The 21,273-nt window shown below is 70.1% G+C and carries 19 protein-coding genes; 7 read left to right on the top strand and 12 right to left on the bottom strand.

The annotated features are described in order from the left end of the window. Entirely contained in the window at positions 1–336 is a 336-nt protein-coding gene (locus ACWD5F_RS05910) for a cupin domain-containing protein (protein ID WP_451251478.1), read from the top strand. A gap of 34 nt (positions 337–370) precedes the next feature. Here the strand turns inward: ACWD5F_RS05910 and ACWD5F_RS05905 are convergent, their stop codons facing one another. The 3 genes from ACWD5F_RS05905 to ACWD5F_RS05895 are packed head-to-tail and all read right to left on the bottom strand — an operon-like array spanning position 371 to position 2,861. Then, complete coding sequence (locus tag ACWD5F_RS05905; RefSeq protein WP_451251476.1) at positions 371–1,048, bottom strand: response regulator transcription factor; 678 nt, start codon at positions 1,046–1,048, stop codon at positions 371–373. Beyond that, positions 1,045–2,418, bottom strand: coding sequence for a sensor histidine kinase (locus ACWD5F_RS05900; RefSeq protein WP_451251474.1), 1,374 nt, complete (start codon positions 2,416–2,418; stop codon positions 1,045–1,047). The genes ACWD5F_RS05905 and ACWD5F_RS05900 overlap by 4 nt, the downstream gene beginning before the upstream one ends. Further along, complete coding sequence (locus ACWD5F_RS05895; RefSeq protein ID WP_451251472.1) at positions 2,382–2,861, bottom strand: hypothetical protein; 480 nt, start codon at positions 2,859–2,861, stop codon at positions 2,382–2,384. The genes ACWD5F_RS05900 and ACWD5F_RS05895 overlap by 37 nt, the downstream gene beginning before the upstream one ends. A 154-nt stretch (positions 2,862–3,015) precedes the next feature. Here ACWD5F_RS05895 and ACWD5F_RS05890 point away from each other — a divergent pair, with 154 nt between their 5' ends. Then, positions 3,016–5,469: a glycoside hydrolase family 3 C-terminal domain-containing protein gene (locus ACWD5F_RS05890; RefSeq protein ID WP_451251471.1), complete on the top strand. Its 2,454-nt coding sequence runs from the start codon at positions 3,016–3,018 to the stop codon at positions 5,467–5,469. Positions 5,470–5,553: 84 nt separating this feature from the next. Here ACWD5F_RS05890 and ACWD5F_RS05885 read toward each other — a convergent pair whose 3' ends face one another. Next, positions 5,554–6,291 carry an SDR family NAD(P)-dependent oxidoreductase gene (locus tag ACWD5F_RS05885; RefSeq protein ID WP_451251469.1) on the bottom strand — a complete coding sequence of 246 codons (738 nt, stop codon included), beginning with the start codon at positions 6,289–6,291 and terminating at the stop codon, positions 5,554–5,556. A gap of 88 nt (positions 6,292–6,379) precedes the next feature. Here ACWD5F_RS05885 and ACWD5F_RS05880 point away from each other — a divergent pair, with 88 nt between their 5' ends. The 3 genes from ACWD5F_RS05880 to ACWD5F_RS05870 all read left to right on the top strand — a co-directional run bounded on the left by ACWD5F_RS05880 (position 6,380) and on the right by ACWD5F_RS05870 (position 8,961). Beyond that, positions 6,380–7,054, top strand: coding sequence for a GntR family transcriptional regulator (locus ACWD5F_RS05880; RefSeq protein ID WP_451251467.1), 675 nt, complete (start codon positions 6,380–6,382; stop codon positions 7,052–7,054). 157 nt (positions 7,055–7,211) lie between these two features. Next, positions 7,212–8,024, top strand: a complete 813-nt coding sequence (locus ACWD5F_RS05875) for a phytanoyl-CoA dioxygenase family protein (protein ID WP_451251465.1) — start codon at positions 7,212–7,214, stop codon at positions 8,022–8,024. 70 nt (positions 8,025–8,094) lie between these two features. Beyond that, positions 8,095–8,961 carry an AraC family transcriptional regulator gene (locus tag ACWD5F_RS05870; protein ID WP_451251464.1) on the top strand — a complete coding sequence of 289 codons (867 nt, stop codon included), beginning with the start codon at positions 8,095–8,097 and terminating at the stop codon, positions 8,959–8,961. Positions 8,962–9,135: 174 nt separating this feature from the next. On the opposite strand, the gene ACWD5F_RS05865 is transcribed toward ACWD5F_RS05870, so the two are convergent. Next, positions 9,136–10,641: a cellulase family glycosylhydrolase gene (locus tag ACWD5F_RS05865; protein ID WP_451251462.1), complete on the bottom strand. Its 1,506-nt coding sequence runs from the start codon at positions 10,639–10,641 to the stop codon at positions 9,136–9,138. A 336-nt stretch (positions 10,642–10,977) separates the two neighbouring features. On the opposite strand from ACWD5F_RS05865, the gene ACWD5F_RS05860 reads away from it, so the two are divergent. Then, entirely contained in the window at positions 10,978–12,486 is a 1,509-nt protein-coding gene (locus ACWD5F_RS05860) for a discoidin domain-containing protein (RefSeq protein ID WP_451251460.1), read from the top strand. 72 nt (positions 12,487–12,558) lie between these two features. Here ACWD5F_RS05860 and ACWD5F_RS05855 read toward each other — a convergent pair whose 3' ends face one another. Next, on the bottom strand, positions 12,559–14,649 hold the full coding sequence (locus ACWD5F_RS05855) for an NPCBM/NEW2 domain-containing protein (protein ID WP_451251458.1): 2,091 nt from the start codon (positions 14,647–14,649) through the stop codon (positions 12,559–12,561). A 250-nt stretch (positions 14,650–14,899) separates the two neighbouring features. After that, on the bottom strand, positions 14,900–16,396 hold the full coding sequence (locus ACWD5F_RS05850) for a HEAT repeat domain-containing protein (RefSeq protein WP_451251456.1): 1,497 nt from the start codon (positions 16,394–16,396) through the stop codon (positions 14,900–14,902). A 174-nt stretch (positions 16,397–16,570) separates the two neighbouring features. Between ACWD5F_RS05850 and ACWD5F_RS05845 the strand changes: the two genes are divergently transcribed. Continuing rightward, positions 16,571–18,100, top strand: a complete 1,530-nt coding sequence (locus ACWD5F_RS05845) for a CoA transferase (protein ID WP_451251454.1) — start codon at positions 16,571–16,573, stop codon at positions 18,098–18,100. Positions 18,101–18,123: 23 nt separating this feature from the next. Here the strand turns inward: ACWD5F_RS05845 and ACWD5F_RS05840 are convergent, their stop codons facing one another. The 5 genes from ACWD5F_RS05840 to ACWD5F_RS05820 form a co-directional block, all read right to left on the bottom strand. Beyond that, the gene (locus ACWD5F_RS05840; RefSeq protein WP_401714722.1) at positions 18,124–18,735 is read right to left on the bottom strand and encodes a dihydrofolate reductase family protein; all 612 of its coding nucleotides are present in this window, start codon (positions 18,733–18,735) and stop codon (positions 18,124–18,126) included. An 81-nt stretch (positions 18,736–18,816) separates the two neighbouring features. Then, complete coding sequence (locus ACWD5F_RS05835) at positions 18,817–19,659, bottom strand: helix-turn-helix domain-containing protein (RefSeq protein ID WP_451251452.1); 843 nt, start codon at positions 19,657–19,659, stop codon at positions 18,817–18,819. A gap of 97 nt (positions 19,660–19,756) precedes the next feature. Further along, positions 19,757–20,425, bottom strand: coding sequence for a dihydrofolate reductase family protein (locus tag ACWD5F_RS05830; RefSeq protein ID WP_451251450.1), 669 nt, complete (start codon positions 20,423–20,425; stop codon positions 19,757–19,759). Then, on the bottom strand, positions 20,425–20,925 hold the full coding sequence (locus ACWD5F_RS05825; protein ID WP_451251448.1) for an SRPBCC family protein: 501 nt from the start codon (positions 20,923–20,925) through the stop codon (positions 20,425–20,427). Before ACWD5F_RS05825 ends, ACWD5F_RS05830 begins: the two co-directional genes overlap by 1 nt. A 3-nt stretch (positions 20,926–20,928) precedes the next feature. Continuing rightward, on the bottom strand, positions 20,929–21,270 hold the full coding sequence (locus tag ACWD5F_RS05820; RefSeq protein ID WP_401714714.1) for an ArsR/SmtB family transcription factor: 342 nt from the start codon (positions 21,268–21,270) through the stop codon (positions 20,929–20,931). Between the last annotated feature and the right edge of the window lie 3 nt (positions 21,271–21,273).

Raw genomic sequence — 21,273 nt, 5'->3', positions numbered from 1 at the left:
ATGGAGATCATCAAGGGCGCAGGCGTGTGGAGGCATCCCGGCGAAGCGGGCAACGACTGGATCGAACAGCTACGGACATCGGATCTGTCGGTGGGGACGTACTGCATCCCGGTCGGCGGGCGAGACACCCAGAGCCCGCACACCGAGGACGAGATCTATGTCGTCACAGCCGGACGCGCCAAGATCGAAACACCGCGCCGGACGGACGAGGTGGGCCCCGGGCAGGTGATCTTCGTGCCGGCCGGTGAAGAACACCGATTCACAGAAGTGACCGAAGACCTGGTGCTGCTCGTGGTGTTCGGGCCTGCGTACGGTTCGCGCTCGTCCAAGGGGTAGGTGTGCCCCGTGTGTCCCGTGTGCCCCGCGCGCCTCACCGGTCGGCGCGTGCGTCGTACGCCAACAACGCCACCTGCGTACGGTTGTTGAGGCCGAGTTCCCGCAGGAGGCGGGTGACGTGGGCCTTCACCGTGGCGACGCTCATGTGCAGGGTCACGGCGATCTCCTGGTTGGTGAGGCCGTCGGCGAGGGCCTCGGCGACCTGGCGTTCCCGTGCGGTGAGAGCCGCCAGCGCGGTGCGGGCGCGGGTGCGGCGGGCCGGGGCGGGGTCCTCGGCGACGTAGTCGAACAGGCGGCGGGCAGCGGCCGGGGACAGCACCGGCTCGCCGGCCGCGACGCCGTGCACGCAGGACACGATCCGGTCCGGCGGGGTGTCCTTGAGCAGGAAGCCGGCGGCGCCCGCGCGCAGCGCCCGCAGGACCTGCTCGTCCGTGTCGAAGGTGGTGAGCACCAGCACCTGGGGAGGCACGGGCAGCGACCGGAGCCGCTCGGTAGCGGTGATGCCGTCGACGCGGGGCATGCGGATGTCCATCAGGACCACGTCCACGGGCGGTACGGCCCGTTCCACGACGGTCAGCGCCTCGGCGCCGTCGCCCGCCTCGCCGACGACCTCCAGGCCGGGGCCGCCCTCCAGCAGGTTCACGAGGCCGGAGCGGACGAGTGGGTCGTCGTCCACGATCAGCACCCGGACCCGGGCGGCGGCGGTGCTCATGGCGCCCACGGCAGCCACGCGGTCAGCCTGAATTCGCCGTCGCGCGTGGGTCCATGGCTCAACCGACCCCGGGCGAGCGACACGCGTTCGGCCAGGCCCACCAGGCCGGTGCCGCTGCCGGGGACGGGGGTGGTGGCTGGTTCGTGGCCGAGGGTCGTCGCCTTGCCGAGTGCCGTCTGTTCGCCGGGGGCCGGTGTGCCGGCGGGGACCGTCCCGTCGCCGGAGGCCGCTTCCTCGTCGGAGACGGGCGCCCTGCTGGTGATTGGCGTCTTGCTGGAGATCGGCGTGCTGCCAGCGACCGTCCCGTCACCGAGGTGGCGCAGCCGGTTCGCCGTTTCGATGGTCAGGCCCTCGCCCGGTCCGCCCCGTACTTCGAGCCGGACCGTGCCCCGCGCCGGCGCGTGTTTGCGGGCGTTGGTCAGCGCCTCCTGCACGATCCGATATCCCGTCCGGCCGAGTTGTTCGGGGACCTCGGCGGCCGGGTCCAGCCGGTTCTCGTATGCAAGGGACAGGCCCGCCGTGCGGCTCTCCGCCACAAGCGCGGGCAGGTCGCCGAGCGTCGGCTGCGGGCGGTCGCGCTCGATGTCCGGGGCGCGCAGCAGGCCGATGATCTCCCGCAGGTCATTCAGCGACTGATGAGCGCCGGACCGGATCACCGCCGCCGTCTCCGCCAACTTCTCCGATGGCAGACCCCGCCGGTACTCCAGCACGCCCGCGTGCAGGCTCAGCAGGGACAGACGATGGGCGAGTACGTCGTGCATCTCGCGCGCGATCCGCTCGCGCTCGGCCCTGCGAACCCGCTCGACCCGCAGCCGCTGCTCGGTCTCGGCCTGCCGGGCCCGATCCGCCCAGGCCAGCACCAGTTGACGGCGGGATCGGACGACAGCGCCCCAGCCGGTCAGCGCCAGACAGAGCGCCGCGGATCCGGCAGAGCCGCCAAGCGTCCCGGCGGGCCCGGCCGTGCCCGGCCACAGCAGGTACTCCAACGGCGTGGACAGCACCGCCGGCACGGTGACCGCGCAGGCGACCGCCGCCCTGCGGTGCACCGCGACCGTGAACAGCGCGATCGCGCTCGCCGCACCGACCACGGGCAGGACGACGGACAGCGCGATCAGGCCGACCGCCACGGGGACCGGGAACCGCCGTCGCCACAGAAGGGCGACGCTTCCGGCCACCCCCGCCACGACGTCCACGCCGATCGGGATCCGGTCCGACGTCGGGTCCAGCCAGATCCCCACCGCCGCGAGGGCCGCCGCCAGCAGTACGCACAGCGCGTCGACCGCGACGTCGCGTGCGGTGCGGGGACCGCCGGTCGGCTCGGCGGGGAGCCGGCTCAGGACCGGGAGGTCGGGGCCGGGCTCGTCAGCCATGCGGTGATCTGTCGTTCCCACTCCCGGTCCCGGGTCGTCTCCATGAACTCCTTGCGGTCGATCAGCAGGTAGATCTCGCCGACCGTGGTCGTGTCCAGGATCAACGGCTTGCCCGCGTTCAGCAGACCGCCGATGAAACGGCCGTACAGCTCCGTGAACCGTGTCTCGACCTTCGTGATCTCGGCGCGGCTGAGGACCAGGTCGGCGCCCTCGCTCCACCCGCCCAGCACCAGCCGGTCCTGGGCGAGGGTGATGACCCCGCGGCGCTGGAAGAGCACCTTCTGGCTGATGCCGGCCGAGATCCGGTCGGCGCCGGTCTTCGCGCGCAGCTCGGCCGCAGTGGCGCCCACGTAGTCGCCCTGGGGCTGTCCGGCTCCCGACGTACCCGCTCCTGGCGAACCCGCTCCCGACGGTCCCGTTCCTGACGTCCGCTCTGTGTTCATGGTCCCAGCCTGCGGCGACGCCCTGCGTGTGCGCATCGGCGCAAGGTCTTCGGTGAGTACGACTTTGGTCGATGCCGTCAGCCACCTCCGGCCGTGTCCTGGCGACGGACCCGATTCCTACGCTCGCCGGACGAAACCCGCACAGGAGGACGTCATGACCGACAGCACCGAGCCCGCCCGGAGCGAACTCAGCCGTCGCCGCCTGCTCGGTTCGGCGGTCGTCGCCGCGGCAGGCGCGACGGCCGCGGGGCCGGCCCGGACCGCCCAGGCCACCACCGCTGCCACCACTGGGACTGCCAGTGCCACTGACACCAGTGCCGCCACTGCCACGGCGACCGCTTCCGCCGCCACCGACGAAGAATCCCGCTGGCACCCCGGAGTCAGACCCCTCCTCGCCCGCATGACCCTCCCCGAGAAGATCGCGCAGCTGAACATCCCCCAGGTGCTGCCCGCCGGTCTGGTCCCGCCCGACTCCCCGGTCACCAGCGACGAGGACCGGGCCCGTTTCGTCGCCGGGACCTGGCGGGACTTCCTCGGTCCGGGCGGCGGCTTCCTCGGGCTGATGAACGAGACCGTGAGCGGCATGATCCCGGTCGAACACCCCCGTACTCCCCGGCAGCAGGCCGAACTCACCAACCGTCTCCAGGAGTTCGCCGCCCGCACCCGCCTGGGCATCCCGCTGCTCCAGATCGCCGAGGGCACCAACGGCTTCAGCGCCCCCGGCGCGACGATCTTCCCCGAGGGCCCCGGCATGGGCGCCACCTGGAACCCCGCCCTCGTGCGGGAGGTGTACGCCTGCGTCGCCGCCGAGGCCCGCAGCGTCGGCGTACACGTGCTGAACACCCTGCCCGCCGAACTGACCCGCGACCCGCGGCTGGGCCGGGTGTGCGAGTTCTTCGGCGAGGACCCCTTCCATGTGGCGAGCCTGGTCGCGGCCGTCGTGCAGGGGGTGCAGGGCACCGACCCCGCCGGGTCCGGCCGGGCCGCCGCCTCCCTCTGCCACTTCCCGGCGCAGACGCCCAACGTCGGCGGCCTGGAGGGGAGTTCGGTCGAGATCGGTGAACGCGCGCTGCGCCAGACGCACTTGCCGCCCTGGCAGGCAGGTTTCGGAGCGGAGGGCGCGCTGATGACGCTGGCCTGCCAGTCGACGATCGACGGTGTCCCGACACACGGTTCGCGGTTCCTGCTCACCGAAGTGCTCCGCGGCGAACTGGGCTTCACCGGTGTCGTGATCGCCGAGGGCGGCGGCCTGACCACCCTGGTGACGGAAGGGCTCGCCGAGAACCAGCGGCAGGCCGGGGCACTGGCGCTGGTCGCCGGCGTGGACGTCGGCATCACCTGGGAGGAGGCCTACCTGGGCGAACTGGCCGCCGCCGTGCGCGCGGGCGAGATCCCGGAGCGACTGGTCGATCGCGCGGTCGGCCGGGTCCTGAACCTCAAGTACCGCCTGGGCCTCTTCGACCGGACCCACGTCGACCCGGACCGCGCCGAGGCGACCGTGCGCAGCGCGGCCCACCAGGCGGTGGCGCTGCGGGCCGCGCGCGAGTCGATCGTGCTACTGAAGAACAGCGGCGACCTGCTGCCGCTGGGCCCGTCCGTGCGCCGGCTCGCGGTGATCGGCCCGAACGCAGACGACGTGGCCGATCTGCTGGGGGACTACACCCCGTGGCCGCCCGGCGCACCCGTGGCCACGGTCCTGTCCGCACTGCGCACCACCGCACCGGACGGCGTGACGATCCGGCATGCCAAGGGGTGCGAGGTGACGGGCGGCGACCGCTCGGGCATCCCGGCCGCCGTCGCGGCTGCCCGTGCCGCGCATGTCGCCGTTCTCGTCCTGGGGGAGCGGCCTACGGCTTTCGCAAGCGCGGACAGTACGGACGGCGAGTCGAGGGACGCGGCGGATCTCGAACTGACCGGTGTACAGGAGGAGTTGCTGAAGGCCGTCCACGCCACCGGCACGCCCGTCGTGCTCGTACTCGTCAACGGCCGCGCCCTCGCGGTGAACTGGGCCGCCGAGCACGTGCCGGCGATCGTCGAGGCGTTCCTGCCGGGGGAGTTCGGCGGGAGGGCCGTCGCCGAGGTGCTGTTCGGCAAGGTCAGTCCGAGCGGACGGCTGCCGGTGACGGTGCCGCGCGGAGTCGGTCAACTGCCGCTCACCTACGACCAGAAGCGCATGCGGGCCCAGGCAGGCGACTACGTCGGACTCAGTGCCTCGCCGCTGTACGAGTTCGGCTTCGGTCTCAGCTACACCACCTTCTCCTACGCCCGGCTGCGGATCTCCCGCCCCCGCATCCGGGCGGACCAGAGCACGGTGGTCCGGGTGGACGTCACCAACACCGGTGACCGGCACGGCCAGGAGGTGGTCCAGCTCTACCTGCGCGACCGCCTCGCGTCGGTGTCCCTGCCCGAACGCATGCTGCGCGGTTACGTCAAGGTCGACCTCGCCCCGGGCGAGAGGACCACGGTCGCGATGACCCTCTCCCCGCGCGAACTCGCCCTGGTGGACCAGCGGATGCGGACGACCGTCGAACCTGGCCTGTTCGACGTACTCGTAGGCCGCTCCTGCCGCTCGATCGAACTGACCGGACAGCTGGAGGTGACGGCCTGACGGCCCCCTTCGGCAGCGTCCGAGACGGTCGCCGACGCGCTCCCACCGTCGGCGACCCGCACCACGGACCGGTACGGCAAGTGGTCATCTCGCGGCGTAGGCGCCGCCGTTGAGGTGGATCACCTGGCCGGTCAGATGGCCGGAGTCGGGTCGGCCGAGGAAGAAGATCGCCTCCGCGATCTCCTCCGGAGTGCCGGGCCGGCGGTTGAACGCGGTGGAGACGCGTGCCGCGATCCACTCCTCCGACACGGTGCCGGCGAAGAACTCGGTGTCCGCGGTGACGCCCGGCGCCACCACGTTGGCGGTGATCCCGCGGGAACCCAGCGTCTTCGCGAGGCCGACGTTCCACGCCTCCAGGGCGGACTTGGCCGCGCCGTACGAACCGGATCCCTGCTTGGCCGCTATCGATCCGACGGTGACGACGCGTGCCCCGTCCGTCAGCCGCGGCTTGAGCGCCTCGGTGACGAGGACCGTGGTGAGCACGTTGGCCTCGAAGTTGGCCCGCCACGCGTCGGCCACACCGGCGAGGTCGCCCTCGGCGGCCGGCGGGCGGCGCCGGTCGGTGTTGCCGCCGGCGTTGTTGACCAACACGTCGACGGCGTCCGGCAATTGGTCGAGCGCCGCCTGCACGGCGGCCGGGTCGGCCGCGTCGAACGCGACGTGGGCCACGCCCAACCGCTCGGCGGTGGTGGCCAGTACGTCGGCACGGCGGCCTGTGATCGTGACGTCGTGGCCGGCTTTGGCGAACAGTTCCGCGGTGGCGGCGCCGATGCCGGTGCCACCACCGGTGATGACGACAGTGCGCTTCGTCGTAGAGGTCATGAGCCGGAAGTCTGAACTCAAGGTGTTCGAGGTGTCAATGGATATTCGAATATCTTGGCCTGTATCGAATCTGTGTATCCTGCTCCGCATGTCCACCAGTGCGAAGACCCGTACCGACGAGGTGCACACCCGGTTGCGGGCCGACATTCTCGCCGGGCGTTTCGCACCGGGTGAGCGGCTCAAGTTCACGCCGCTGTGCCAGGCGTACGACGCCAGCGTCGGGCTGATCCGGGAGGTGCTCAGCCGACTGGCCGAACAGGGACTCGTACTGGCCAACCCGCAGGTCGGCTTCCAGGTCATGCCGATCTCCGTCGTCGACCTGCTCGATCTGACCCGGACGCGGACGGACATCGAGTGCCTGGCCCTGCGGCGGGGCATCGAGCGGGGCGACAGAGCGTGGCGGGCCCGGATCGTCGCGACCCACTTCACTCTCGCGGACACACCTCGCCGCGACGCGTCCGCCCCGACCCGCGTCACCCCGGCGTGGGAAGCCGCCCACGCGGACTTCCACGACGCGCTGCTCGCCGGGGCCGGCAGCCCACGGCTCTACGCGATCGCGACAGCACTGCGGAGCAGCGCCTGCCTCTACCGCCGGTGGCAGGAAGCGATCGACCCGTTCGACGCCGCGCGCGACCCGGCGCAGGAGCACGCCACGATCTGCCGGCACACGCTCGACGGCGACGCGGACTCCGCCGTGGCCGCGCTGGCGGCCCACATCGAGCTGACCACCACGTTGATCGTGGCCTCACGCGCCGCGTCGTGAGCGGCCCACCGCCGCACCCGCCTCCCCTCAGCCGTCTGCCTTTCAGGGAACGGCCGTTGAGGCTCGCGGAAAGGTGGGAAGCAGCTCGTGAACACCCGACGAAGGCGGTGCGGGGAATGTCGGGTGATCGGAGCCGATGCCGTCGCACGATGAGGGCATGGACGACACGATCTTGGTGAGCCGCTTCCTCCGCGACGGCTTCGTGAAGTTGGAGGGCGCCGTCGCGCCGCGCGTGGCCGCGGACTGCGCCCGGTTGCTGTGGCGGGAGACGGGCTGCGACCCGGACGACCCTACGACGTGGACACAGCCCGTGCACTGGGTGACCGGCATGGCGCAAGGGCCGTTCGCCGCCGCGCCCAACTCCCCGGCCCTGCATCACGCGTACGACCTGCTCGTCGGCGCGGGACGCTGGGAGCCGCGCTACTCGCTGGGTACGTTCCCGCTGCGCTTCCCGCACGAGGACGAGCCGGACGATGCGGGCTGGCACATCGAGGGCAGCTATCTGCCGGAGGGCGAGAGCTGGTACTTCACCAACCTGCGCTCCGCGGGCCGGGCGCTGCTGATGCTGTTCCTGTTCAGTGAGGTCGGTGTGGAGGACGCCCCGACCCGGATCCGGGTCGGCTCACACCTCGACGCACCGAAGGTGCTGGAGAAGTACGGGGAGGACGGGGCGAGCGGCCTGACTCTCGCCCCCGATCTGGTCGCCGCGTCCGACCACCGGCCGCTCGCTCTCGCCACCGGGTCCCCGGGCGACGTCTTCCTGTGCCATCCGTTCCTGGTGCACGCGGCGCAACCGCACCATGGGGTACGGCCGCGCTTCATGGCCCAGCCGCCACTGATGCCGGCTGCGCCGTACGAACTGGACCGGGCCGACGGAGCGTACTCACCTGTGGAGGTCGCGATCCGTCGGGGCTTGGGGCGGGAGACTCCCGGTCCGGACGGGGACGGCGCCGACCGCAGTGCCGGATAGACGTGCTCCACGACCATCGCCGGCCAGGTGAGGTCGTGGAAGGTGGAAGGGAACAGGAAAGAGGACGAGGGTGCTGGAGCGTCTGAACCGGGCCATGGAGCACATCGAGGACCATCTCGACGGGGCTGTCGACGTGGAGGAACTGGCACGCCTCGCGGCCACCTCGGAGTACCACCTGCGCCGGATGTTCTCCGCGCTCGCCGGCATGCCGCTGTCGGAGTACATCCGGCGCCGCCGGCTCACCCTCGCGGGCGCCGAGGTACTCGCCGGGCGCGACACCCTGCTGGAGATCGCGGTGCGCTACGGCTACGGATCCGGCGAGGCGTTCGCTCGGGCGTTCCGTGCCATGCACGGCATCGGACCCGGCGAGGCCCGGCGTACCGGCGCCGCGCTCAACTCCCAGTCCCGGATGGCCTTCCGGCTCACCGTCGAAGGCAGCGGCAGCATGCGATACCGCGTCGTGGACAAGACGGACTTCACCGTCGTCGGGCAGAAGGTGCGAGTACCGCTGGTGCATACAGGGCCCAACAAAGCGATCATGGATTTCGTCCGCGGGATCGATCCACAGATCCTCAAGCGCCTGGAACAGTTGTCCGACCAGGAACCGGAGGGCATCGTCGCGGTCTGCGACGATCTGGACCCCAGCCGCGCCGAGGGCACCGAACTCGACTACTACCAAGGCGTGATCACCTCCGTGACCGCCTACGAGGGGGCGACCACGTTGGCCGTCCCGGCCGGCGCCTGGGCGGTCTTCACCACTTCCGGGCCGGCGCCGCACACCATCCAGAACCTGTGGCGGGACGTCTTCACCGAGTGGTTCCCGTCGAACCCGTACCGCACCCGCAGCGGCCCGGAGATCCTGCGCGCCCGCTTTTCGCCGCGGACCGGCGAAGCCGACGCCGAACTGTGGCTCCCGGTGGAGCCCGAACGCAGCTGAACCCATGGGAAGGAGAGCCGGCGACCGAACCGGCCGAGATGCCGACGACGATCGCTGCCGCTGATCGGAGTGTCACCCGCCCACCCCTCGGCGTCGCCGACGTTCCGCTTGTCGACGACTCCGAAGGGTGGGCCGCATCCCGGGATGCCCCGGTGACCGCTCCGGGGAAAACGGTTACGTGGTGGGGAAGTTGTCGGGAGTGCGGATCTGGTCGCGGATCCAGGTCCCGGCGGGCTTCAGCTGTGCGGTTCCGGTCCAGGGGCCGCCGGCGTCGCAGGTGCCTGGCTTGAACACGGCACCGGAGCGGTCGTCGTCGGAGTAGTTCCAGTTCACCCAGCTGATCTTCTTCGACGCCATCAGGTCCAGGTAGCGCTTGGACATGGTGAAGTCGTTGGCTCCTTCGCCCGCCGAGTTCTGCGTGCCGAACTCGGTGACGAACATGGGGAGTTTGTCGGCCGCGCGGGACAGGGTGCTCAGGTACTCGTCGTCGTGCGACGCGGCGTAGAAGTGGAAGGTGTACATGATGTTGGTGGCGTTGACCGGGCTGGACGTGATCTCGCTCTCGGTGCTGCCGTCCGAGACGCCCAGGGACGACCAGGCGCGCGTGCCGATCAGGATCGTGGTGTTCGGGTCCTGCTGCCGGATCACCGGTATCAGCTGTTCGGCGTAGGTCTTGATCCTGGACCAGCTGACACCGTTGGGCTCGTTGGCGATCTCGTAGATCAGGTTGGTCTTGGACTTGTGGCGCTGCGCGATCTCGGTGAAGAAGGTCTTGGCGCGGGCCAGGTTGTGGTTCGGGTCTCCCGGCGTCAGCTGGTGCCAGTCGACGATGACGTACAGCCCACGGGCGGTGGCCTGTTCGATGAGGCTGTGCACGAGGTCGGTGAAGCGGCGCGGGTCGGTCTCGTAGCCCCCTTCCTGGACGTACGTCGACACACGCAGGACGTCCGCGCGCCAGTCCGTGGCCAGGGCGTCCAGCGAGCCGTTGGTGAGGCACTGGCTGTACCACTGGGTGCCGTGGCTGCTCATGCCGCGCAACTGGATGGGGTTGCCGTACTGGTTGCACAGTTTGGTGCCGCAGACCTTGAGGCGTCCGTTGATCCCGGCAGGGGTGCCGGTGCCGGGCCCGCCGGGACCGCCCGGGTCCTCGGCCGTGTCGACGGACAGATGGTCCACGTTGGGCCCGCCGTTGGCGGTGGTGGCGGTCGCCCGGACGGTGTTGGCTCCCGCCTTGAGGTCGGTGGCGAGGGTGACGGTCGACCAGTTCGTCCACGCGCCCGTGCCGGGGAAGGCCCTGGCGGCGGCGATCCTGGTGCCGTTGACGGTGATGTCCATGGCGCGGTTGGCGGTGGTCCCGTTGGCGAAGCGGAGCGTGAGCGAGGCGGGGCCGCTCTTGGCGGCATCGACCGCCCACTGGACGTAACTGCCCGTGACGTTGTCGTAGTTGACGAATCCGCTACCGGTGAAGCCGGCGTGGTTGGACTCCACCACACCGCGCGACACGGTGGCGGTCTCGGCCTCGTGGACGACGGCGGCGAGGGGCGTCGGCCGCGCGGTGGAAGGGGCGGCCGCGAAGGCTCCGGTCGAAGCGGGGAGCACCGCGGCCAGTGCGAGTGCCAATCCGGCGGCGGACGCGGTGAGAGCGCGTGCCCCGGGGCGGGGTGAGCGCAACGGTTTCATGGGCGTGGACTCCAATGAGTGGGGGGTTGCGCGTGCGGTTGCACGACGAAGTCGCTTGACGTGAGCTGTAAGGAAACTTTCCTAACCTTTTAAGGAGATAGCAGTGGCGCATCGTGCGGGGCAAGGGGTGTGACAGCGCTTCAGGATGCGTGGACGCCTCGTCGGGGGCTGCGTGGTGAAGCTCGACCGCAGCTCAAGGAGGCTTTGGTGGCGGCGAGTTGGCTGCCGAGGATTCTCGGGACCCGGCGACGGGGGAGTGGCGGACAACGGTTGGATAGTAAAGTTTCCTAACATACGTCTTGACGCTCAGTCCTGCTGCCGCCCACCATCCGTGTCATGCCCCCCTCACTCAAAAGGTCATGGGCCGCCCTTTGCGCGGCAACTCTGGCCGGTGGTCTGTTAGTCGGAATCGGCGAGGCCTCCTCGGTCTCCGCCCTCCCCGCGGCCGCCCCGAACCTGGCGCTCAACCGCCCGGTGACCGTCTCCTCGTCCGAGACCGGCGAACTCGGCGGCGCCCGAGCCGTCGACGGCTCGGCATCCACCCGCTGGGCAAGCCTGGAGGGTTCCGACAATCAGTGGCTCCAGGTCGACCTGGGCGCGAACACCTCGGTCTCCCGTGTGGTCTTGAAGTGGGAGGCCGCCTACGCCTCCGGCTATCGCCTCGAACTGTCCGACAGCGGCAGCACCTGGCGGCAGCTGTACAGCACGACCGCCGGTGACGGGGGAACCGACGACGTGTCCGTCACCGGTACCGGTCGCTATCTGCGCGTTCAGGGAACCAAGCGGGCCACCGCCTGGGGATACTCACTTTTCGAGGTCGAGGCGTACGCCGACGGCGGCACCACGCCCACCGATCCGCCGACCGACCCCCCGCCCAGCGGCCCCGTGGTGAACGTCTCCACGGCCGCTCAGCTCAAGTCCGCTCTCGCCGCGGCCAGTCCGGGGCAGACCATCAACCTCGCCGCCGGCACCTACCGGGGTTCGTTCGTGACCCAGCGGTCCGGCACCGCGTCCCAGCCCATCACCCTCACCGGTCCGCGCAACGCCGTGCTCATCAACGACGGGCCGGCCGGCGAGCCCACCGGAAGCTGCCCCGCCCCCGCCGACGGCTACGACTCCGGCTACGGCCTGTGGCTGTTCAAGGCGAGCAACTGGAATCTGTCCGGCTTCACCGTGGCCGAGTCCAAGAAGGGCATCGTCCTCGACACCGCGACCAAGGTCGTCATCGACAACCTGTACGTCCACGACATCGATGAGGAAGGAGTGCACTTCCGCCGCTCCTCGGCCGACGGGGTGATCCGCAACTCGACGGTCGAGAAGACCGGTCTCGTCCAGCCGGGATACGGCGAGGGCGTCTACATCGGCTCCTCGAACTCCAACTTCGCCTGCTACGCCGACTCCACGGGCGTGGACGCCTCCCACCGCGTGCAGGTGATCGGCAACCGCATCGGCCCGAACGTGGCCGCGGAGGGCATCGACATCAAGGAGGGCACCACGGGCGGGGTGATCCGCGGCAACACCTTCAACGGAACGGGCATCACCGGCCAGAACTCCGGCGATTCGTGGATCGACGCCAAGGGCAACAACTACGTCATCGAGAACAACACGGGCACGTTCTCCTCGCCGGGCACCTTCGCCAACGGCTACGAGACCCACAACCTGCTCGACGGCTACGGCTGCGGCAACGTCTGGCGCAACAACAAGTCCGACCTCGGCGGTGTGGGCGAGTACGCGATCTACGTGTCGTCGGCCTCCAAGTGCGCGAGCAACCCCAACGTGGTGTATTCCTCCAACACCGTCACCAACGCCCGTAAGGGCCTGACGAACATCACCGTCACGCCCTAGGTCTGTTCCGACAACCTCGCAGCGAATCCGCCGCACCCACGTGAGCTGTCACGTGGGTGCGGCGGATTCGAGTCAGCAACTGGCGTTCAGGCCCGCCCAGTTGGCGCGGTCGTTGTAGCCGCCGTCGCCGGCGTCGCCGACCACCAGGTCGAGCACGCGGACGCCGGTCAGGTCGATGTCGGCCTGGCGGACGTCGTCGCGGCCGAGCACACCGCTGTCGTACAGCACCTTGCCGTCGCCGATGACCTGGAAGGTCGAAGTGCCGCCCTCCGGGCCGACGTTGCGCACCGCGTCGTCGATGCCGACGGTCGTGTTCAGCCGGGTGCACCGGTCGCCGAGGTAGTAGCGGATCGTGGAGGGCGAGGCGACTCCGATGCCGGTCGGGTACTCCTGGCCGAGCATGCTGATCGGCGTCCAGCCTCCGACGCTGCGGTCGACCGTCGGGCTCATCCATCCACTGGTGGCGCTGATCCAGTCGTGGTGGGACAGGACGACGTCACCGCTGGGTGCCGCCGGTGCCACCGTCAACGCCGTGGTCGTCTGCTGACGCAGCCGCCCCTTGCCAGGCACCTCGTACGAGGTGGTGGCGGTCAGACCGGCGCTGCCGGGTGCGGCGGTGGCCGGGAGGGTCACGGTGAAGGCCACGTTCGCGGAGCGGTTCGGCTTCAGCACCTTCGGTGTCTTGCCGGCCGCACGGACCGTCCACCCGGCGGGCACCTTCAGCTCGACCCGCGGGTCGGACACTGAACGCGTCCCGTCGTTACGGACGTTGACCTCGACCTGAGCCTGGTCGCCGCCGGCGGCCACCGGGGCCACGCCCGCCGTGACCGCGTCGCTGCCGACCTTCGTCACCTGCGGCAGGCCGGCGACGACGTGCGGAACACCGGGCTTGCCCGTCGCCCGGGCGACCCGGAGCAGGGCCGAGCCGTGCGCCGGAACGGCCGCGCTGAGAGTGCCGCCGCTCTCCGTGACCTGGTTGGTCCAGGCGTTCTTCAGAGTGAACCGACTCCCGGACAGCCCGACCGACTTGGCGGTCGTGGTCAGCGTCGCCGGAGTGTCCCCCCGGTTCAGCAACACCACGGCCCGGTCCCCGTTGGCCAGCCGCTTCACCCAGGTCTCCGTCGTACCGGCGGGGCCGACGCGGATGGCCTGGACGCCGGCGGAGTCCTGGTTGATCGCGAGGACGTCCCGGTCCTCAAGGATGCCGAGCGAGGTCTTGCTGAGCTTGCGGACGTCGCTGCCGATCACCAGCGGCGCCGCCGCCACCGACCAGAGCGTCATCTGCGTACGGAACTCCTCGTCGCTCATCCCCAGTTCGGGTCCGAGGTAGTCCGGGTCGTTGAAGTGCCCGGGCCCGGCGACCTCGGGATGCCGCGCGTTCGCGTCGTAGTTCCGCAGGACGTCCTTGAACTTGATCTCGCCGACGAAACCGACGTCGGTGTACGTCCGCCAGGACTGTGCGATCGCGGGCGCGTAGGACCAGGAGTTCGTCGACTGCTGCGACTCCGGGTAGTTGCCCCAGTCCGGAGAGGTCACCGGGTTGCAGAGGTTGAAGATCATGGGGCGTCCGCTGGAGTTGTTCCGCAGCGCCTTCGCGAACTCGGTGTAGACGGTCTTGGGGTCGAGGTCCGCGGCGATCCCGCAGAGGTAGTCCACCTTGACGGCGTCGAACTTCCAGGCGGCGAACTGGTTCGCGTCGCGCTGGTAGTAACCGTGGCTGCCGAGGCCGCACTTGCCCGGGATGTAGGGGCCGGCGTCCGTGTAGATGCCTGCCTTGAGGCCCTTGCTGTGGATGTAATCGACCAGCGGCTTCAGCCCGTTGGGAAACTGGGCCGGGTTGGGCACCAGATCACCGGCCGCGCTGCGCGGGGTCGGTGCCGCCCAGTTGCCGTCGATCCAGACGTACTGGTAGCCGGAGTCGCGCAGACCGCTGCTGACCAGGAAATCGGCCACCGATCTGATCTCCGACTCGGTCGGATCGCCGCCCAGCGCGTAGTAGGTGTTCCAGCCCATGTAGGGCGTCTGGCCGAGCGCCTGCTTCGAGGTGGCTGCCGTGGCGTCGGCACGGCCGGAACTGCTCGCCGAAGGGACGGCATGGGCGGGCGCCTGTACGGCCAGCAAGGAGATCAGGAGGGCAAACAGGACGGTGAGATGTCGTTTCACAGCGGGTCCTTCACTGTCCGATCACGCGTGCAGGCCCGTCCCGGTCGTGTGCCCGAGGTACCGCTGCCAGTCAGCGCCCGATCGTCTGCGGGTTGGTGCCCAGGATCTTGCAGCGGTCGCCGGCGCGCGTCAATATTAATTCCTAAATTAGGAGTTAGGTGGGCGCGGGTCGTTCGGTACCCAACGGCCGTGTGTGAGGCGGAATGTGGCTGGAGGTACGACGGCTGCCGCCGCCGGTACCCCTGTGCCGTCAGCTGTTCCGGTGGTCGTCCAGGACTCGAATCGCCTCGGTAGCCGCCTCACGGACGGGACCCGCGGGGTCCGAGGCCAGGACAGTTAGCCGGGCGCGCACCCTCTCCTCGTCCGCGGGGAGGGTGCCCGTCTCCTGCACCGAGTGGGCGAGGCCCTCTGCGGCGGCCATGCTCACCCACCTGTCCGTGTCGTCCAAGTGCCGGACGAAGAGCGGCAGATCGTGCGGGGTGTCGGCGTCCGTCGCGTTGTGCGGGTCCAGGAGCGACAACGCGGCGGCTCGGAGAATGGGGGAGGAAGTCCGGTCGACCAGTTCTCGCATGCCGGGCAGAGCTTCCGCCGAGCCCGCGAGGACCTCCTTCGCGACCACGACCAGGTACCGGTCGGGGCGGAGACGGGTCACCAACGCCCGGGCGACCGCCGCTTGTTCCCCCGGCCGGAACCCGGTCTCGGCCAGGGTACCCAGGCCGCGCAGCGCACCTTCGTACACGCCGGGTGCGGCATGGTCCAGCAGGGGGAGCAGCAGCCGCACAGCGTCCCGTCTCCCCATCTCCGCGTACGTCGTGGCCGCTGCCGTGAGTGTGCCGGCGGCCGCCCTCGGGTCGGTCAGGACAGCCCGCAGAAGCCTCGTGGCAACCGTGCCTCCGACCGACCCTAGGGCGGCGGCGGCCGACGCGCCGGCCTGCTCGTCGCTCAGCCAGCGCGTGGCTGGATCCAGCAGTCGCTCGTCACCCGAGCGCGCAAGCAGGGACAACAGTTCTGCTGCCATCTCCGGGTCCCGCTCCGTCTCCAGAGCCGCGAACACCGCGTCCTGCGTTTCCGGGCGGTTCATGTACACCAGTCGGCAAGCCACGGCGCGGCGCACCTTGACAGAAAGGTCGTCGGTGAGATTTCTCAGCAGGGTCGGCAGCAGTCGGTCGCGGGCCTGGTCCGGCAGCATGAACACGGCGCTCGCACGCGCGGCGTCCTCGCCCCACTGGGCTGTACGGACCAACTCCGCCTCGACGTCCGGGTCCTTCAGGGAGCCCCAGACCATGGCCGAAGCGAGACTTGAGATGCGCTGTGCCGGATCCCCCAACAGCCGGACGAGCGCGGGAACATCACCAGGCAAGCCCAGCTCGTGCAGCGCCTCCAAGGCGTTGATGCGCAAGTGATGGTCAGGATCGCTGAGCAACCGCCCATAGGCCTCCACGACGTCGGAGTCGCTCAGCCCGAGCCAGATCGACGCGAGCGAGGCCTTCCTGCGCACCCACGGATCCTCGTCGCCCATCAGCGCGGGCAGGACCTCCGCCCCGGCCTCGGGGACCCCCAGCCTGCCGAGGCCCACCGCCGCGCCCGCGCGGACCTCCGGGGCGGGGTCGGCAGCCGCCCGTACGAGCGCCGCGGCGTGCTCGGCGCCGCCGAGCATGCCGAGTCCCTTCGCCGCTGCCGCCTTCCGGCATGTGTCGGCCGTCTCCAACTCCCTCAGGAAGAAGGCGGCCTGGTGTCCTGTCGTCATCCGTACCCCGGAAAGTAGGACTGCCGAACCGACGAGAGGTTGTGCCGACGCACGCCGAACGCATTCATAACGATAGATTCGTCAGCATTTGGGAAGGCGTGCCACAGAGCCGTACCGCCTGGCACAGAGTCATAACGCCGTCACTCCCACCACGAAGCAGAGGTCGCCGCAACCATGACCGCCGCCGAACTCACCGCCCGTATCCACGAGGCCATCGCCCATCCGCTGACCAGTGACGCAGGCTTCGACATCCACCTCGCCCTGCGTGACGTCCTCGTCCCGGTCGGCCTGCGTCCGGAGGACAGCGGCGGAAGGATCACGTTCATCGGCAGCGATCCGATCGTCCCGAGCGTCATGCGCCTGGGCGCCGTCCCGGCGCTGGGACTGACCGCCAAGTCCGTCGCCCTGGCCGCGCTCTGGCGGCAGCGTGGCGGCGAGGGTCAGGACATCACGATGGACCTGCGCAAAGCCCCGCACCGGCTCTGCCCCTTCTACGACAAGAAGTGGGAGCTGCTCAACGGCTACCCGGGCGGCAACTCCGCGGATCCGGCCAGCCCCCTCAGCTTCGGCTTCTACCGGACCCGCGACGGCCGCTGGGTCATGCCGCTCAACCCCTACCCGAAGATCAGGAACGCCGTCTACAAGCTGCTGCGGACCTGGCCCGAGGAGCAGGCCGTCGCGGACGCCGTCGCCCAGTGGGACGCCGCCGACCTGGAACAGGCCGGTGACGAGGCAGGCGTGGTCATGCCGATGCTGCGCACCACCGAGGAGTTCCTGCGGCATCCGGCGTACGAGTACATCGCCCGGGAACCACTCATCAGGATCGAGAAGATCGGCGACAGCCGACCCGAACCCCTCCCCGCCGCAGCCGACCAGCCGCTCTCCGGAGTACGCGCCCTGGGGATGGGCCACGTCATCGCCGGCGCCGGCATCGGCCGGGACCTGGCCCAACACGGCGCCGACGTGCTGAACATCTGGCGCCCCGACGAACTGGAACACGACTCCACGTACAACACCGCCAACGTCGGCGTCCGCTCCACCACACTCGACCCCTACAGCACCGACGGACATACGAAGATCCACGACCTGCTGCGCGACGCCGACCTCTTCTACGCCAACCGCCGCCCCGGCTACCTGGAGAAGATCGGCCTGAGCGCCGAGGCGGCCGCGGCCGTCCGCCCCGGCATCGTCCACATCAGCATCACCCTCGCGGGCGAGAGCGGCCCATGGGCCCACCGGGTCGGCTTCGACCAGACCGCCGGAGCTCTCACCGGCATCATGCTCATGGAGGGCGAGGACGGCATCGCCGCCCGGCCGACCAGCAAGCCGGCCCTCCCGTACATCAACGTGGTCAACGACTACGTCCTCTCATGGCTGGCCACCACCGGCGCACTCGCCGCCCTCATGCGCCGCGCCACCGAGGGCGGCAGCTACCGCGTCACCCTCAACCTCACCCGCATCGCCACCTGGATCCTCAGTCTCGGCCTCTTCGACCGCACGTACGCCCACCGGACCGCCCTCGACCCGGATCCCGGTTCCCCGCACGCCTACCTCGACCCCGACACCTTCACCGCCGACACCCCCTGCGGCCACTACCAGGGCGTCACCGACCAGGTGATCCTGTCCAGGACCCCCGGTCGCTTCCGTGACGTCCTGCTTCCCCGCGGCAGCAGCGCCCCCGTCTGGCTCGCCCGCGACAACTGACCTGCCGCAACCGTCGTCGGTCCCTAGCGGCGCACCTTGAACCTGAGGTGCAGGACCCTTTCGCCCTGGATGACCACGTGCGGGTCCTCCAGCAGCTGCTGCCCGTCGATCCCGCCGAAGAAGCGAATACCCGACCCGAACACCACCGGGACCAGGTCCATGGCCACCTCGTCCACGAGGCCGGCCGCGAGGATCTGGGCGCCCGCATCGCCGGCGTTCACGGCGACGATCCGGTCACCGGCGAGTTCCTGGGCCTTGGCGATCGCGGCCGTCACGCCGTCGACGAAGTGGTAGGACGCCTCGGGGTGCCAACCCTCGGGCTTGGGCCGGTGGGACACCACGACCACGTGATCGCCCGCGGGCGGACTGCCCTCCCAGCCGTTGACCTGGTCGAACAGGTTGCGGCCCATCACGATCGTGCCGATCGACTCCCACACCGACCGGACGTAGTCCGCCGACGCGTGCGAGACCCTGATGCCGTTTCCGGTTCCGGAATGGTCGTACGGCCCCTCCTCGCCTACGACGATCGGGACGTCCCCGCTGAAGTACCACTCGTGGAGGGACCTGACATCGCCCTTGTCGTCGGCGATGAAGCCGTCCACCGACACCACGCTCTGCATGATCACCGTGCCCACGGGTCGTCCTCCATGTCTTGATGTCTTCTTGCGCGTTCGCCGCCATGCTCGCGCTTCGCGGGGATCCGGGCATGTAAGAAATCAATCGGCGGGCATCGGCCCGATGTCCTGCGGATCGCGCCGCTCGACGGGGAACCGGCGGCGCAGGGCCAGGTACTCCGTCGGGGTGTGTCCGGTGAAGTCCTTGAACTCCCTGCTGAAGTGGGCGTGGTCGAAGTAGCCCGCCGTCTGGGCGAGTTCCGCCCAGTCGACCGGGCCCAGGGCGTCCACGGACACCATCAGCCGCGCGAAGCGGTAGATCCGCGCCACCCGTTTCGGGGTGACCCCGACATGGGCCTTGAAGAGGTTGGCCAGGTGGTTGCCGCTCACCCCGGCGGCCTCGGCCAGCGCACCGACCGGGATCGTGCCGTGCGTGACCTCCAGCCGCCCGCCCGTGTACTGGACCAGGTCGAGGCCGCGTGCCGGGGCGTCGGCGAGTCGCGATCGCAGTTCCTCCTCCAGCGCCCGCAGCATCTCGGCGGCCGACGTGAGCTCGCCGACCCGGTCGCGCATCCGGTCCATGGACCGTTGCCAGACGGCATCGACCGGCACCCACCGGTCGCGCAGCTCCGCCGCGGGCATGCCGATGAACGGCGCCATGCCCCAGGGCTTGAAGTGCACGCCGAGGAGCCGCACATGCGCCGGGTACTCGAAGAGGAAACGCCTGGTCCATACGCCCATGAACCACCCGTCCGTGAACACGGCCGACGGCGTCGAAGGGTCGGAGTCCCACAGCCGGACGGGCCCGTCCAGGTGTAGGAACAAGTGCGCGGACGGCATCGGCGGGACGCTCATCAGCCGGTGGTCCGGCACCCCGGTCAGGCAGTAGATGTCGTCGATGAACCGGTCCAGCGGCGGAGCGGGCACCCTGCCGACGTATTCCATGGCCCCAGTGTGACCAGCCGACCGCTCCGTCCGCGAGGTCGGGGTCGTCGCAGGCCTGGGCCGCGCTGCCGGGGCGCCGGGTGAAGCGGTGGCGCGGCTACCGTGAGTGCACGGCATACGTCAGATGCGTCACCCGCGCCGAGGCCTGCGAACGGACCGGCTCCAGCGCGACCTTGGACGCGTCGACGCCGTCGAACAGCCGGGTACCGGCGCCGAAGAGCACCGGCGACAGCGCGATCGAGAACTCGTCGACCAGGCCGGCGTTCAGATACTCCAGGATCGTCGCGCCGCCGCCGGCGATGCGGACGTCGCGGTCGCCGGCCGCCGCACGGGCCTGGTCGAGCGCGGTCTCGATGCCGTCGTCGACGAAATGGAACGTGGTGCCGCCGGGCCGCTCCCAAGGATCACGCTTGGTGTGCGTCACGACGAAGACCGGGGTGTGGAAGGGCGCCTCGTCCGGCCACGACTGCTCGCCGAGATCGAACATGCGCTTGCCCATGACGCTCGCGCCGGTGCGCTCGAACGTCGTCCTCGCCATGTCGTTGTCGAGGCCCTCCTCACCGCCCTCGCCCAGCTTCAGGTTCTCCCGGAAGAACCGCAGCGGGAACACCCACTGCTGCAACTCCGCCCACTGCGCCATCCAGCGCCGGACATCCGGGTCGTCCTGCCTGTCGGGCGCGAAGAGCTCGCCCTGGGCGGGCACGGGCTCGGGCGCGACGAACCCGTCCAGCGACATCGACACGCTGAAGAACACCTTCCCGGCCATCAGCCCTCCGCCCCCTTCCGCACGAGGTCGGCGACGTAGGCGGCCAGACCGCTCAGGGTCTGCTGCCCGCCCTCGATCGCGTGATACTTCTCGACCGCCTCGTCACGCAGTTCCTTGGTGGGGAACACCGTGCGCATCTCGATCCGGGTCGCCGCGCCGTCCGGCGCGAACGTGAGGACCGACCGGAAGGCGTTCGGGTCGTCGCGGGACTCACCGTGCAGCAGCGCGATCCGCTCCGGCGGGGCGATCTCGCTCCAGGAGATCCACTCCTGGTAGTCGGTCCCGTCCGGTCCGTGCATCACGAAGTCCCACACCCCGCCGGCGCAGAACTCGAAGGACCGCGTGGTGGTGGTGAACCCCTCCGGACCCCACCACCGCGCCAGGTGCCGAACCTCGGTGAACGCCTCGAACACCAGCTCCCGAGGGGCGTCGATGACCCGGGAGACCACGATCTCCCGGTCGGCCGTCACCGCCCCCGTCTCCTGCCTTCCTGCTGCCATCGGTCATTCCTCCTGCCGTGCCTGCTTGAGGTCCTGCACATAGGTGTCGAGGCGGTCGAAACTGTCGTTCCAGAACTCCTCGAATCCGCCGACCCACTCATGGACCGGCCGCAGCCCGCGGGCGTCCAGGCCGTAGAGGCGCTGCCTGCCCGCCCCGCGGACCTTCACCAGCCCCACTTCCCGGAGCACCCGCAGGTGCTTGGACGCCCCCGGCTGGGTCATCCCCAGCTCCTGGGCCAGGTCGGTCACCGGCCGTTCGCCCCGCCGCAGCAGCGCCAGGATGTCCCGGCGCTGCGGCTCGGCGATCGCGTTGAAGACGTCTGACGTCGTGGCTGCTCGTGCCATGGC

Source organism: Streptomyces sp. NPDC002499, assembly GCF_053595415.1.
This window is presented reverse-complemented; position numbering and strand designations above follow the sequence as displayed.